14 protein-coding genes are annotated in these 14,352 nt (G+C 66.0%); 6 read left to right on the forward strand and 8 right to left on the reverse strand.

Features of this window, described 5'->3' with window-relative positions; genetic code table 11:
• Window positions 1-159: 159 nt before the first annotated feature.
• Genes thrC through ACODSP_RS11800 form a run of 3 tightly spaced genes read left to right on the forward strand, consistent with a single transcriptional unit; the run spans window position 160 to window position 3,539 of the window.
• A complete protein-coding gene (gene thrC / locus ACODSP_RS11790) occupies window positions 160-1,569 on the forward strand; it encodes a threonine synthase (RefSeq protein WP_488965789.1) in 1,410 nt (469 codons plus the stop codon).
• A 17-nt stretch (window positions 1,570-1,586) separates the two neighbouring features.
• Window positions 1,587-2,870 (forward strand): M16 family metallopeptidase, encoded by a 1,284-nt coding sequence (locus tag ACODSP_RS11795; protein WP_488965790.1) that lies wholly within the window; start codon window positions 1,587-1,589, stop codon window positions 2,868-2,870.
• Window positions 2,871-2,930: 60 nt separating this feature from the next.
• Window positions 2,931-3,539, forward strand: a complete 609-nt coding sequence (locus tag ACODSP_RS11800; protein WP_488965791.1) for a GNAT family N-acetyltransferase — start codon at window positions 2,931-2,933, stop codon at window positions 3,537-3,539.
• 125 nt (window positions 3,540-3,664) lie between these two features.
• Here the strand turns inward: ACODSP_RS11800 and ACODSP_RS11805 are convergent, their stop codons facing one another.
• The 5 genes from ACODSP_RS11805 to ACODSP_RS11825 form a co-directional block, all read right to left on the reverse strand.
• Window positions 3,665-3,937, reverse strand: coding sequence for a transposase (locus tag ACODSP_RS11805; protein ID WP_488965792.1), 273 nt, complete (start codon window positions 3,935-3,937; stop codon window positions 3,665-3,667).
• A 123-nt stretch (window positions 3,938-4,060) separates the two neighbouring features.
• A complete protein-coding gene (gene nagA / locus ACODSP_RS11810) occupies window positions 4,061-5,239 on the reverse strand; it encodes an N-acetylglucosamine-6-phosphate deacetylase (protein WP_488965793.1) in 1,179 nt (392 codons plus the stop codon).
• Window positions 5,239-6,279, reverse strand: coding sequence for an SIS domain-containing protein (locus ACODSP_RS11815; protein WP_488965794.1), 1,041 nt, complete (start codon window positions 6,277-6,279; stop codon window positions 5,239-5,241). Before ACODSP_RS11815 ends, nagA begins: the two co-directional genes overlap by 1 nt.
• Before the next feature lie 94 nt (window positions 6,280-6,373).
• A complete protein-coding gene (locus ACODSP_RS11820; protein WP_488965795.1) occupies window positions 6,374-7,141 on the reverse strand; it encodes a GntR family transcriptional regulator in 768 nt (255 codons plus the stop codon).
• The gene (locus ACODSP_RS11825) at window positions 7,138-8,013 is read right to left on the reverse strand and encodes a glucosamine kinase nucleotide-binding domain-containing protein (RefSeq protein WP_488965796.1); all 876 of its coding nucleotides are present in this window, start codon (window positions 8,011-8,013) and stop codon (window positions 7,138-7,140) included. Before ACODSP_RS11825 ends, ACODSP_RS11820 begins: the two co-directional genes overlap by 4 nt.
• Before the next feature lie 144 nt (window positions 8,014-8,157).
• Here ACODSP_RS11825 and ACODSP_RS11830 point away from each other — a divergent pair, with 144 nt between their 5' ends.
• Both ACODSP_RS11830 and ACODSP_RS11835 read left to right on the forward strand, forming a co-directional pair.
• Window positions 8,158-9,036 (forward strand): N-acetylmuramic acid 6-phosphate etherase, encoded by an 879-nt coding sequence (locus ACODSP_RS11830; RefSeq protein WP_488965797.1) that lies wholly within the window; start codon window positions 8,158-8,160, stop codon window positions 9,034-9,036.
• Between the two features lie 143 nt (window positions 9,037-9,179).
• Entirely contained in the window at window positions 9,180-9,662 is a 483-nt protein-coding gene (locus ACODSP_RS11835; protein ID WP_488965798.1) for a GNAT family N-acetyltransferase, read from the forward strand.
• Between the two features lie 66 nt (window positions 9,663-9,728).
• Here the strand turns inward: ACODSP_RS11835 and ACODSP_RS11840 are convergent, their stop codons facing one another.
• Window positions 9,729-10,595 carry a uracil-DNA glycosylase gene (locus ACODSP_RS11840; RefSeq protein WP_488965799.1) on the reverse strand — a complete coding sequence of 289 codons (867 nt, stop codon included), beginning with the start codon at window positions 10,593-10,595 and terminating at the stop codon, window positions 9,729-9,731.
• 157 nt (window positions 10,596-10,752) lie between these two features.
• Here ACODSP_RS11840 and ACODSP_RS11845 point away from each other — a divergent pair, with 157 nt between their 5' ends.
• A complete protein-coding gene (locus ACODSP_RS11845; RefSeq protein ID WP_488965800.1) occupies window positions 10,753-12,414 on the forward strand; it encodes an electron transfer flavoprotein-ubiquinone oxidoreductase in 1,662 nt (553 codons plus the stop codon).
• 91 nt (window positions 12,415-12,505) lie between these two features.
• Here the strand turns inward: ACODSP_RS11845 and ACODSP_RS11850 are convergent, their stop codons facing one another.
• Complete coding sequence (locus ACODSP_RS11850; RefSeq protein ID WP_488965801.1) at window positions 12,506-13,699, reverse strand: molybdopterin molybdotransferase MoeA; 1,194 nt, start codon at window positions 13,697-13,699, stop codon at window positions 12,506-12,508.
• 25 nt (window positions 13,700-13,724) lie between these two features.
• On the reverse strand, window positions 13,725-14,246 hold the full coding sequence (gene mobB, locus ACODSP_RS11855; RefSeq protein ID WP_488965802.1) for a molybdopterin-guanine dinucleotide biosynthesis protein B: 522 nt from the start codon (window positions 14,244-14,246) through the stop codon (window positions 13,725-13,727).
• Between the last annotated feature and the right edge of the window lie 106 nt (window positions 14,247-14,352).

A 14,352-nucleotide genomic window follows, 5' to 3' on the forward strand; every position in this document is an offset into this window, starting at 1 on the left:
GATGAATAGGGTGTGCATACCGCTTTTGGTGGTGCCACACGCGGTCGGGGCAGGCATGAGCCAATGACACAACGCGACCGGCCCCGTCCCCTTGCGGCCCGTGGCCACCCTGGCTAGGGTACGCGCCTTGAAGTTATGCCGCATCGGGTCGAGGTAAAGGTGTCCTATATCAGCACGCGCGGCCAGGCGCCCGCCCTGGCGTTCGACGATGTCCTGCTGGCGGGTCTGGCCCGTGACGGCGGTCTTTACGTCCCGGCGGCGTGGCCGAAACTGACCCCGGATGATCTGCGCCGTTTCCGTGGCCTGTCCTATGCGGAACTGGCGGTTGAGGTCATGCTGCCCTTCCTGGGCGGCACCATCGACCGGGCGGATTTCACGCGCCTAGTGAATGCCGCCTATGGCACGTTTCAGCATAAGGCCGTGGTGCCCCTGACCCAGATCGACGCCAATGCCTGGATGATGGAGCTGTTCCACGGCCCCACCCTGGCCTTCAAGGATGTGGCGTTGCAGCTGCTGGGGCAGTTGTTCGACCATCTGCTGGCCAAGAAGGACAGCCGCGTCACCATCGTGGGCGCCACCAGCGGTGATACCGGTTCGGCGGCGATTGAGGCCTGCCGGGACCGCGAGCGCGTCGATATCGTCATCCTGCACCCGCATAACCGCACCTCGGAGGTGCAGCGTCGGCAGATGACGACGGTCCTGTCGTCCAACGTCCATAACGTCGCCCTGACCGGCACGTTTGACGATTGCCAGGACGCCGTGAAGGCCATGTTCAACGATCAGCCCTTCCGCGATGCGTTGAACCTGTCGGCGGTGAATTCCATCAACTGGGCCCGCATCATGGCCCAGATCGTCTATTATGTGGCAGCCGCCGTCGCCATGGGCGCGCCCGACCGTGAAGTGGCCTTTGCCGTGCCCACGGGCAATTTCGGCAATGTCTATGCCGCCTATGCCGCGCGCCAGATGGGCGTGCCGGTGGCAAAGCTGATCGTCGGCACCAATGAGAATGACATCCTGGCCCGCTTCTTTGCCTCGGGCGAGATGAAGGCCGATGGTGTCGTTCCCACCCTGTCGCCGTCGATGGATATCCAGGTTTCCAGCAATTTCGAACGCCTTCTGTTCGACCTGATGGACCGCGACGGTGCCGCCGTGGCGCAGTGCATGGCCGGTTTCCGCGAAACGGGCCGGTTTGAGGTCAGCCAGGGGCAGTTGGCGCGCGTGCGCGAACTGTTCGCCGGTTACCGCTGCGACACCGAACAGACGCTGGACGTGATGCGCGACGCCTATGCCGGTTCCGGCTATCTGGTCGATCCGCACAGTGCAGTGGGCGTGGCCGCCGCGCGTCATGCCGGTCTGGACAAGTCCATTCCCGTCATCGTCATGGGCACGGCGCATCCCGCCAAGTTCCCCGATGCCGTGGAAAAGGCGACCGGCGTGCGCCCGCCCTTGCCCCGCCATCTGGCCGACCTGTACGAACGGCCCGAACGACTGGATATCCTTCCCAACGATATCCAGATATTGAAGGACTATGTGCGTGCCCGCGCCCGGGTCGCAAAGCAGCAAGCCTGAAACGGAACAGAGATTACGTGAGCAACAGCTTCCCCGCCGCCCCCGGCACCCGCGTCACCACCCTTCCCAACGGCCTGCGTGTCGCCACCGATGCCATGCCCCATGTCGAGACCGTATCGGTCGGCATCTGGTTCGGCGTCGGCAGCCGGCATGAACCGCTGGCCGCCAACGGGGTGGCGCATCTGGTTGAACATATGCTGTTCAAGGGCACGCCGACGCGCGACGCCTTCGCCATTTCGGCGGAGATCGAGAATGTCGGCGGCCACCTGAACGCCTATACCAGCCGCGAACAGACCTGTTACTACGCCAAGGTCCTGAAGGAGGATCTGGGTCTGGCGCTGGGCATTCTGGCCGACATGGTGCAGAATCCGCTGTTCGATGAAGGCGAACTGGCCAAGGAACGCCAGGTCATCTTGCAGGAAATCGGTCAGGCGGAGGATACGCCCGACGACATCGTCTATGACCATTTCCTGGCCACCGCTTTCCCGAAACAGCGGCTTGGCCGCCCGGTCCTGGGCACCTCGGACGTGGTGGAAAGTCTGCCGCGCGCCGCCATGGTCGATTATGTAACGGGCCGCTACGTGCCCGCCAACATGGTCGTGGCCGCCGCCGGCAACATCACCCATGAACAGGTCGTGGAACTGGCCGCCCGCCTGTTCACCTATGCCGGTGCGGGGGAGGCGACGGGGGCCGAACAGGCCCTCTATCACGGGGGCGAGTTCCGGGAGGATCGCGACCTGGAACAGGTGCATGTGCTGCTGGGCTTTGACGGGGTGTCGAACAACAGCCCCGACCTGTATGCCGCCATGCTCATGTCCACCCTGCTGGGCGGCGGCATGTCCTCCCGCCTGTTCCAGGAAGTGCGCGAAAAGCGGGGGCTGGTCTATTCGGTCCACAGCTTCAACTGGTCCATGGCCGATAGCGGCGTGTTCGGCATCTATGCCGGCACCGGCCCCGACAGCACCGCCGAACTGATCCCCGTGATCTGTGAGGAGGTGCGCAAACTGGCGGGCACCCTGACGACAGAGGAACTGGTCCGCGCCAAGGCGCAGCTGAAGGCCAGTCAGCTGATGGGCCTGGAAAGCACCACCAACCGTGCCGAACAGCTGGGCTCGCAATTGCTGACCTATGGCCGCGTCATCCCGCCCGCCGAAACGGTCGCAAAGCTGGATGCCGTCGATCTGGCCGCCGTCGCCGCCTGTGCGGAACGGATATTTGGCAGCAAGCCGACCCTGACGGCGCTGGGGCCCCTGGACGGTCTGGAAAGCCTGGACAGCGTGACAAGCCGTCTGGCGGCCTGACGCGATCACGCTTAAACTATCGACAAACAAGAAACCGCGAACCGGGGGGCCAGGAACAGGATGATCCGTTTGATCCCTGATGGTCTGTTAAGCCCCCCGCCCTTGCGCGTTGACGGCCCCAATGTCTTCATCCGTCCGGCACAGCCACGCGACTGGAAACAATGGGCCGAGATCCGGGAGGCCAGCCGGGAGTTCCTGGTGCCCTGGGAACCGACCTGGCCGCCCGACGCCCTGACCCAGACGGCGTTCAACCGCCGCCTGCGCCGTCAGGCCGCCGAATGGCGCGATGATGAGACGTACAGCTTCCTTACTTTTGAACAGCGGACCGAACAGGTGGTGGGCGGCATCGGCCTGACCAATGTCCGGCGCGGCGTGGCACAGATGGGGTCCATGGGCTATTGGGTGGGCCGCCCCTTTGCCCGGCGCGGCTACACGTCGGAGGCGGCCCGCCTGATGCTGTCCTTCGCCTTCGGACAGTTAGGCCTGCACCGGGTGGAGGCGGCATGCCTGCCGTCCAACCAGGCCAGCAGCGGCGTGCTGGAAAAAGTCGGCTTCACCAAGGAAGGCTATGCGCGGGCCTATCTGCGCATCAACGACAAATGGGCCGACCACGTGCTCTACGCCATCCTGCGCGACGACTGGGCGGCGGGGTTGCACGAGCGGGGGTGACGGGGCCCTCCCTACCGTTGCTCCGCGGATTACGCTTCGCTAATCCGCGCTACGATACGGGCGGCACTTCCGTAGCGCGGATTAGCGAAGCGTAATCCGCGGAAACCCCGCCCCCATCATCATCCCTACGCCGCCACCGCCGTGTCCGACCGATACCCGGCGCGCAGCAGATCGGCTAACCGGCGACGCAGCTCGGCATTCTCCCGCTCCAACTGTTCCAGGCGGCGGACCATAGCCGGCTTCTCACCCGCCTGATCCTGGCGCCAGCGGTAATAGGTGACGCGGGTCACGCCCAGTTCGCGGGCGATATCCACGATCTTGTAGCCTTCATTCAGCAGCGCATCAGCCAAGGCCAGCTTCTGCTCCACCTCTTGGGCGGTATAACGACGCTTCAACATGCCCCTACTCCCTGATTGGTGGTTCTGTCCTCAATCACTGTCGCATGCGCTGCGCTTATGCGACCTACGGTCGGCCTCGTAGGTCGCATAAGGTCCATCAAGGACCGCATGCGACACCCTTCCTCACTCTGCGTCCTTGGCATCCCGCCATTGCCCGGCCACCCAAGTGCCGGTAACCGTCAAAGCACTGTCCAGCAGCACGATATCCGCCTGCCATCCCGCCTGGATGCGGCCCAGGCGGTGATCCAGATGCAGGAAGCGCGCGGGATAGAGCGAGGCCATGCGCAGCGCCTCTTCCACATCCACCCCCATCAAGCGGATGGCATTGCGCACCGCCTGCGCCATATCGATATCAGCCCCGGCCAGCGTGCCATCATCGGTGACCAGACGCCCGTCGCGGCGATGGATGGTCTGTCCATACAGCTGGAAACTCGTCGCGTCCGTGCCCGTCGGCGGCATGGCGTCGGTGACCAGCATCAAGCCCCCCGGCCCCTTTGCCGCCAGCGCCAGACGCAGCATGGCCGGATGCACATGCACCCCGTCGGCGATGATGCCGCAGACCGTATCGCGCGCCGCCAGCGCCGCCCCGGCAATACCCGGTTCACGGTTGGCCAGCGGCGGCATGGCGTTGAACAGATGGGTGAAACCGGTCAGGCCGGCATCCACCGCCGCCATGGTTTGGGCAAAGCTGGCCGCCGAATGCGCACCCGCCACGATCACGCCCGCCGCGACCAGCCGCGCGATCTCCGCCGGGGCCACCCGGTCCGGGGCCAGCGACAGCAGCACGCGGGCATCATGCGCGCCGAACCGGTCCGGCAGCCCTTCCAGGAAATCCAGATCGCTTTCGCTGGCCGGGCGCACATGGTCCAGATTATGGACACCGCGCCGTTCCGGGGTCAGGAACGGGCCTTCCAGATGCACGCCGATGACACCGGCCCCGGTGACACCGCTGGCCGATGCCGCCGCCAGTGCCGCTGCCTGCATCCCCTCCACCGCATCGGTGATGAAGGTGGGCAGCAGGGACGTGGTGCCGAACCGGCGATGGGCGCGCGCAATCGCCAACGCCGCCTCACGCGTCGGCATGTCGTTGAACAGCACCCCGCCGCCACCATTCACCTGGGTATCGATGAAACCGGGCGCCAGCAGCATGTCAGACGACAGCCGCCGCACCGCCACACCGGCAGGGGCCGTGGAACCCGGCGGCAGTACCGCCGCCACCCGTTCCCCCTGGATCAGGAGATCGGCATCAATGGTTCGTGTGCCGGTAAAGACCCGCGCGCCGGTCAGCAGGGTGCCTGTCATCACACCGTCTCCGTCACCTTGCGCAGGTTGGCCGGCACATCGGGGTTCAGGCCCCGGCGCTGCGACACCGTATGGATGGCCATGTAGAAACTCTGCACCGCCGCCAGCGGGGCCAGTTCCGGGGCCAACGCCGGCACCGACGGCAGCGGGATCACGCCCTTCACGCTATCATCGCTGCTGAATACCGGTGCCCCCAGCTCCACACAGCGGGCGATGGCCGCGCGCGTCGCCTCTGCCGTTGCATCATTCTGGTTGATGGCCAGCACGGGGAAGTCAGGGCCGACCAGGGCCAGCGGGCCATGGATCACCTCCGCCGCGCTGAACGCCTCGGCATGAAGACGGCAGGTCTCCTTGCATTTCAGGGCCATTTCCATGATGGCGCCCGTGCCCACGCCACGCCCGATAATATACAGGCCGGTCTTGTCCGTCAGGGACAGCAGGGCCGGCGTCCAGTCCAGTTCCGCCGCCGCCGCCAGGGCCGCCGGGGCCTGGCCTGCCGTCTGGCGCAGGCCGTCATCATTCTTCCATTCCGCCACCATGGACAGAAAGGCAAAGCAGGCCGTCAGATAGGATTTGGTGGCGGCAACGCTGATCTCCGGCCCCGCGCACAGCGGGATGAACAGGTCGGCAGCCTCTGCCAGGGGCGATGTCTCGTCATTCACGAAGGCCACGACATAGGCCCCGCCCTTTTTCGCCGCCGCCGCCAGACGCAGCAGGTCGGGGCTGCGCCCGCTCTGCGATACGGCCACGAACAAGGCGCCATCAACCTTCAGATCGGTATTGTACAGCGACACGACCGACGGCCCGACCGACGCGACCGGCAGGCCCAGATGGGTTTCGATCAGATACTTGCCATAGGTGGCGGCATGGTCGGAACTGCCGCGCGCGCAGGTCACCACCAGCGACGGGTTCAGTTCCCGCAACTTGGCGCCCAGAACGCTGAACAGGGGGCCGCAGCGTTCGATCTGACGCTGGATGGCGGCGGCACTTTCCGCCGCTTCCACGGCCATCTTGGTGCTGGTGCTGTCGGGCTTGGTCATGGGATGGGTCTTTCGTAGGTCGGGGTGAATGGAATGAACCCCGACAAGCGACGGTGCGGTGGAATGTCGGGGTTCGCCAGCGGCTCACCCCGACCTACGGTGTTGGCGGAGCGGTCAGGTTCAGCTCCACGATGAAGTCGTAGGCATCGCCCCGGTACTGGCTGCGCACGAATTCCAGCGGGCGGCCATTTTCCAGGAAGCTGCGGCGTTCGATGAACAGGGCCGGCGTGCCTTCCGGCACATGCAGGATGCCGGCCTGATCGGGATTCAGCAGGCCTGCGGACAGCCGTTGCAAGGCGCGGTGCGGCGGATATCCCAATCCGCGCAGCACATCGTACAGCGATCCCGTAACCTGCATCGGGTCGGGCAGAATGCGGGCCGGCACCACCGACAGCTCAATGGCCATCGGCGCCTCATCGGCCAGACGCAGACGCCACAGCCGGCTGACCTTCTCCCCCAGCGCCAGACCCAGCACCATCGCCTCTTCCGGGCTGGCCGGGGCAACCGTACGCGACAGCCAGCGCGACGACGGCTCTAGCCCGCGTGAGCGCATATCCTCGGAAAAGCCGGTTAGGGCCGACAAAGGCTGTTCCACATGCGGGGCCTTGGCCACGAAGGTGCCGGCGCGCGGGCGCTGATGCAGCAGCCCCTCATCGACCAGCGCCTGCACCGCCTTGCGCACCGTCACGCGCGATACCGCGAACCCTTCGGCCAGATCGCGCTCGGCGGGCAGCGCATCTTCCACCGCCAGGGTCCCGTCGCTGATCAACCGTTTCAGATGCCGGGCCAGTTGCATGTAAAGCGGCAGGGGGCTGTCGGCGGACAAGGCCGCCCCATCGAACAGGGGTTCGGTCACGCTCATGCCGACACCGCCTGCATGGCCAGCAGCACGCCGCCCGCCATGGCATCGCCCTTGGGTTCCGTCAGCACATCCCGCACCCACGGCGCCATCCAGTCCAGCAGCACCGGCCCCAGCCCACCCATCAGGCAGATGGCGGGCGCACCCAGTTCCAGCAGCCGGCGGATATGCATGACCAGATAATCCGCCTGTTCGCACACCAGCCGTTCGGCCACCACATCACCCTTGCGCGCATGATCCAGCACCAGCGGCGCCAGGGTGCCATAATCGCCGGGCCGGGCCGGGCCGACCCAGGCGACGACTGATGGCGGGTCCCCGCCCAGCGCCACCATCACGGCCCGCGTCAAATCTGTCTGCGGCCCCATGCCATCATGGCCCAGAAGGGCGGCCTTCACCGCTTCGCGCCCCATCGACGCGCCGGAGCCCAGGTCCGACACCTCAAACCCCCAGCCGCCAATACCCCGGCCCACGCCGTTCACAATGATCTGCGCCGCACTGCCCGTCCCGGAAATCAGGATGCCGCCATCGGCCCCGGCATGGGCACCCAGGCAGGCGGTATAGGCATCGGTATCGGACCGGATGCCGGCAAAGGTCACGGGCGCGCTGCCCGCCACCCGCTGCTGATCGGCCTCATTGGTGATGCCGGCCAGACCCAGGCCGATATAGGTGTTGGACAGAACCTCCCGCCCCAACCCCGCCTGCACCAATGCTCCATCCGCCGCCTCCATGATGGCATTCCAGGCGACATCCAGGCCCAGGCGGATATTGGCGGCCCCGCCCACACCCTCGCCCAGCGTGCGCCCGCCCGCATCGGCCAGCCGCGCCCGGCAGCGCGTGCCGCCACCATCGATGCCAAGGAACAGGGGAGAGGTCATGAAGGCGTCTCTTGGTCTCTATCCAATCACTGATAGGTACGATACCAGATAAATACCAGATGGCAATATCCCAAGCCTGACTTGGCGATCAAAAAATCATCTGGTATGGTCATGAAGACAGTTTAACAAGACCAGAGACAGGATATGTCCGCGACGGAGAAGGTGGGCCAACGCTTCCAGGGGCTGGATCAATGGTCCACGCCCGACATTCTGGAGGCGTTATGGGGCGGGCAGGCGCGGGCCGTGTCGGCCTGTCTTTCCACCCTGCCGGCGCTGGGCCGGGCCGTGGATGAGGCGGCGGGACGAATCGGCACCACGGGCCGCCTGATCTATGTCGGTGCCGGGTCATCGGCGGTGCTGGCCGCCCTGGATGGCTTGGAACTGCCCGGCACCTTCAGCTTCCCCCTAACGCGGGTGGAACTGGTCCTGGCCGGGATCGGTGATCTACGTCAGGGGTTCGATGGGGCGGTGGAGGATGCGGGCGATGCTGGTGCGACCCGCATCCACGCCCTGTCCCCCGGCCCTTCGGATATCGTCATCGGCCTATCGGCCAGCGGGCGCAGCGCCTTTACCGTCGGCGCCCTGGATGTGGCGCGGGCGGCAGGCGCGCTGACCATCGCCATCGCCAGCAACGAAGGCTCCCCCCTGCTGCTGGCCGCCGAACATCCGCTGTTTGTCGATAGCGGGGAGGAGGTGATCGCCGGCTCCACCCGGCTGGCGGCGGGCACGGCGCAGAAACTGCTGCTGAACCTGTTCTCTACGGCCCTGATGGTGCGCCTTGGCGGGGTGTACGGAAACCTGATGGTCAACCTTCAGGTCAATAATGTGAAGCTACAGGCCCGCGCGCTGGACATCCTGCGCCAGATCACGGGTGCGGATAGCGATATGGCGGCAAAGGCCCTTGCCGATTGCGGCGGCGCACTTAAACCGGCGGCCCTCGTCCTGCTGCGCGGCCTGTCGCCCGATGCGGCGCGCGCGGCCCTGTCGGCGGCGGGCGACAATCTGCGCAAGGCGTTGGGGTGACACCTACTATACCCGCCTTCCCGGCGAAGGCCGGGACCCAGGGGCCACGCGCCCGACCGTGAAGCCTGTGGCCCTGAGCCCTGACCTTAAAGTCGGTGGCCACTGTCCTGGCATCCCCTCTCCCCAGATCAGGAACCTGCCCCATGGACCTGCTCGTCAAACTCTACGCCCTGCCCCCCGGTCCCGATCCGCTGCCGCCCGGCATCACGCTGCGCCGTGCCCTGGCACCGGAGGCACCCGCCATTCTGTCCTGGATCGCGGCCCGGTTTGGGGAAGGGTGGCGGGCGGAGGCCAGCGTGGCCCTGTCCGCCTGCCCCACCCGAATCCATATTGCCCATGATGATACCGGCACCCTGTTGGGCTTTGCCTGCCACGACGTGACCGCGCGCGGCCTTTTCGGCCCCACGGGCGTGGATGAAAAGGCGCGGGGGCTGGGCCTGGGCAAGGCGCTGCTGCTGGCCAGCCTTCGCGCCATGGCCGCCGATGGTTACGCCTATGCCGTCATCGGCGGGGCGGGACCGGTGGAATTCTATCAAAAGGCCGTGGGCGCCATCCCCATCGCCGGCTCCGAACCCGGCCTTTACCAAGGCATGCTCAAAAACCCGCGGATTACGGCTGACGCCTAATCCGCGCTACCCACCGCGTCGTGAAACGTAGCGCGGATTAGCGAAGCGTAATCCGCGGACACCCCCTCACCCGTCTAACCTGACCCTCAACGCCAGCAAATCCTTCCACGCCTCTCGCTTGGCATCGGGATTGCGCAGCAGATAGGCCGGGTGCAGCATCGGCATCGCCGCCACCGATTTTTTCAGCCCGGCACTGCCATAATCGAACCAGCGACCACGCAGCCGCGTGATCCCCTCTGTCCGGTTCAACATCGCCTTGGCCGAAATCCCGCCCGCGAAGATCAGGATATCGGGCGCCATCAACTCGATATGCCGCACCATGAAGGGCATGCAGGCGGCAATCTCGCTGTCGGTCGGGCTGCGGTTGCCGGGCGGGCGCCAGGGCAGCATGTTGGTGATATAGACGGCCCTGGCGGGATCATCGGCATGCCGGTCCAGGCCGATGGCCGCCAGCATGCGGTCCAGCAACTGCCCCGCCGGCCCGACAAAGGGCAGGCCCTGCCTGTCCTCATTCTCGCCCGGCGCCTCCCCGATCAGCATGATGCGCGCCTGCCGGCTGCCCATACCGAACACCAGATTGGTGGCCGTCTTCTTCAAGGCGCAGCCGTCAAAGGCAGCCAGCGCTTCCTTCAATTCATCCAGGTTGTGCGCCGCCGACGCCGCCAGACGGGCCGACTGCCCGGCCTCCGCCGCGCCCAACGGGCCAGGATCAGCGGGGCGCGCCACGGGCGGCGGCACATTTTGTCGCGGGGCCGGTTGGGGCGCCGCGGCCCCCGCTGCGGGCCGTGCCGGGGCGGGTGACGCTACGGCACTTTGGGTGCGCGCACGCGGTGACAGGGCCGACCAATCGGTCGGCTCCTCCCCGATCACCTCATCAACCCCGCAATCCAGCAGGAACCGCAGGGCGGAGACGGATTCGACAACGCCAATCATGGTTTGACCCTACCACCGGCCTATGCTGTCTTAACAGCGTCGTAGAGGATCGGCCCCGCTGGACGGGCCGGCAGCGGCGCCGCGACTGGATTATACGGGCCTGCAAAAAAGGCACGAACGGTCGAAAGGCGCGCTGAAAACAAGCGGTGGGATGGGTATGGAACGCGAATCGATGGAATATGATGTCGTGATCGTTGGCGCAGGCCCCTCGGGCCTGTCAGCGGCGATCCGGCTGAAGCAGCTGGCGGCGGAAAAGGGCCAGGAGGTCAGCGTCTGCGTGCTGGAAAAGGGCTCGGAAGTGGGTGCCCACATCCTGTCGGGCAATGTCATCGACCCGCGCGCCCTGAACGAGCTGATCCCCGACTGGAAGGAAAAGGGCGCGCCGCTGAACACGCCCGTCACCGACGACCGGTTCTATATCCTGTCGGACAAGGGCGGCATTCGCGTGCCCAACTTCCTGTTGCCGCCCCTGATGCACAATGACGGCAACTACGCCATCAGCCTGGGCAATCTCTGCCGCTGGCTGGCCGGGCAGGCCGAAGAACTGGGCGTGGAGATCTATCCCGGCTTCGCCGCCGCCGAGGTTTTGTTCCATGAGGATGGCAGCGTGAAGGGTGTCGCCACGGGCGACATGGGCATCGGCAAGGATGGGGAGCCGACGCATAACTTCACCCCCGGCATGGAACTGCATGGCAAGTACACCTTCTTTGCCGAAGGGGTGCGCGGCAACCTGTCCAAGCAGTTGATGGAAAAGTACGACCTGCGGTCGGACTGCGACGTGCAGAAATACGGCATCGGCATCAAGGAACTATGGCAGATCGACCCCGAAAAGCACCAACAGGGCCTGGTCATCCATACCCAGGGCTGGCCGCTGGACAGCAGCACGGCGGGCGGCTCCTGGATGTACCATCTGGAAGACAACCAGGTTTCCATCGGTTTTGTCGTGAACCTGGATTACGCCAACCCGCATCTGTCGCCGTTTGAGGAATTCCAGCGCTTCAAGCAGCACCCGTTCGTGCGCAAGTATCTGGAGGGTGGCAAGCGCCTGTCCTATGGCGCCCGCGCCATCAATGAGGGCGGGTTGCAGTCGGTGCCGAAGCTGACCTTCCCCGGCGGCGCCCTGATCGGCTGCTCCGCCGGCTTCGTCAACGTGCCCCGCATCAAGGGCACCCACAATGCCATGAAGACCGGCATGCTGGCGGCCGAGGCCGCGTTCGACAAGCTGGCCGGTGGCATCGGCAATGGCGACACCCTGTCCGCCTACGAGGCGTCGTGGAAGGATAGCTGGGTGCATGAGGACCTGTTTAAGGTCCGCAACGTCAAGCCGGGCCTGAAGGCAGGATTGCTGCTGGGCAATATCCATGGCGGCATTCAGATGTGGGCGCATGATCTGGGCCTGGGCAAATTCCTGCCCTACACCCTGCACCACACGAAGGCCGACCATGAAAGCCTGACCCCGGCCAACATGGCCAAGAAGATCAAATACCCCAAGCCCGATGGCGTGATCAGCTTCGACCGCCTGTCCTCGGTGTTCATCTCCAACACCAATCATGAGGAAAACCAGCCGGCGCACCTGAAGCTGAAGGACCCGTCGATCCCCATCGAGCATAACCTGCCCAATTACGACGAACCGGCCCAGCGCTACTGCCCCGCCGGGGTGTATGAGGTGATGCGCGACGATAATGGCCAGCATCCGCGTTTCGTGATCAACGCGCAGAACTGCGTCCATTGCAAAACCTGCGACATCAAGGACCCGCTCCAGAACATCACCTGGACCGTGCCGGAGGGCGGCGGGGGGCCGAACTATCCGAATATGTGAAACACGTAGGTCAGGTCGAGCCGAAGGCGAGCCCTGACAGCATCGGATTGAAAACCTTTTCTGTCAGGGCGGGGCTTCGCCCCGACCTGACCTACGCCAACCCCAGCATCCCCAACGGCAGCACCCGTACCGGGTCCCCCGGACGCACCACCGTCACGTCCTCCCCCAACTCCACCAGCGCATCCGCGCGGGTCAGGTGGCCCAGCATGGCGGCCCCTTCCGCCGGGTCGGCATGGGCCACGCCGTCCGGCCCGATGCTGACCCGCAAATATTCCCGCCGCCCCGCCTTCTTGGCATGCGCAAACCCGGCGGGTGCGGTCAGCAGTGGCAGGGGCGTGGGCACCGCCCCCGACAGACGGTCGATCAAGGGCCGGACCAGGACCAGAAAACTGACCAGCATGGCCACGGGATTGCCGGGCAGGCCCGCGAAGGCCGCGCCCCCGACATGGCCCAGCGCCAACGGCTTGCCGGGTTTCAGGGCCAGCTTCCACAGGTCCAGCGCGCCCAGCGCCGTCACCGCCGCCTTCACATGATCGGCATCCCCCGCCGACACCCCGCCAGAGGTGAGGATCAGGTCATGATCCGGTGCCGCCGCCGTCAGCGCCGCCCGGATCACGCCTTCATCATCGCCCAAAATGCCCAGGTCCGTAACGGCACATCCCATCTGCGATAGCAGCGCCGACAGCAGAGGCCGGTTGGCATCGTAAATGCCGCCAGGGGCCAGCGTCCGGCCCGGTGCCGTCACCTCGTCCCCCGTGGAAAACAGCGCCACGCGCAGGGGCCGGCGCACGGTCAGAACCTCCTGCCCCAGTGCCGCCGCCAGCCCGATATCGACCGCGCGCAACCGCCGCCCTGCCGGCAAGGCCACCTGCCCCGCCGCCACATCCTCCCCCCGCCGCCGCACATTGCTGCCGGGGGAAAGGCCGGCGGGTAGGTGGACAAAATCGCCCTCCACCCGCACCTCTTCCTGCATGACGACGGTATCCAGCCCGTCCGGCATCACGGCACCGGTGAAGATACGCAGGGCCGCGCCCGGCCCCGGCGCCGCCACCGGGGCCGACCCGGCATAAAGCGTACCCGCCACCGGCAACCGGCGGCCCAGATCGGCAGCCCGCAGCGCATAGCCATCCATGGCGGCATTATCGAAGGGCGGCAGGTCCAGCGTACTGATCACATCCGCCGCCAGCACCCTGCCCAACGCGGCGGCCAGCGGCACCTGTTCCGCTTCCGCAACGGCATTGAACCGCACCGCGATCAGGTCCAGCGCCTGCGCTACCGTCAGCACCCTTGGGCCCCTATCGAAACAATCCTTACCCGCCATACCCCACCCCGATGGTGCGCAGGATCAGGTCGGCCACCGCCTCCACATCCCCCAAATCCAGCACGGGCAAGGGGCAGCCGGGCAAGGTCACATCGCTGGCCACCGCCACGATGCGCGGATCATCGGGCCAAAGCGGCGGCTTGCCATTGGACGGGCGATGCACCTCCAGCTTGGGGTGCGCATCACGCTTGAACCCCTCTACCAGGATGACATCGACGGGCGACAGCTTGGCGACCAGTTCGCCCAGGGTCGGCGCCGGCCCGCCCCGGTTTTCGTGCATCAAGGCCCAGCGGTTGGCCGATGCCACCAGCACCTCCTGCGCGCCCGCCATGCGGTGGACGTAACTGTCCTTACCCGGCTGGTCGATGTCGAAGGCATGGTGGGCATGCTTGATGGTGGCCACCGTCAGACCCCGCGTCGACAGTGCCGGGATCAGCCGCGCCATCAGCGTGGTCTTGCCACTGCCGCTCCACCCGGCCAGTCCGAACAGGTTAGGGGGAAGCCCCATCATCCACACCCCCGATTTACCAACGCGAAAAGTGTAGCGTGGATTAGGCGAAGCCGTAATCCGCGGAGCGACGGTGCCGGCAATCCCGCGGATTACGCTTCGCTAATCC

It is taken from the genome of Niveispirillum sp. FG156, assembly GCF_057809555.1.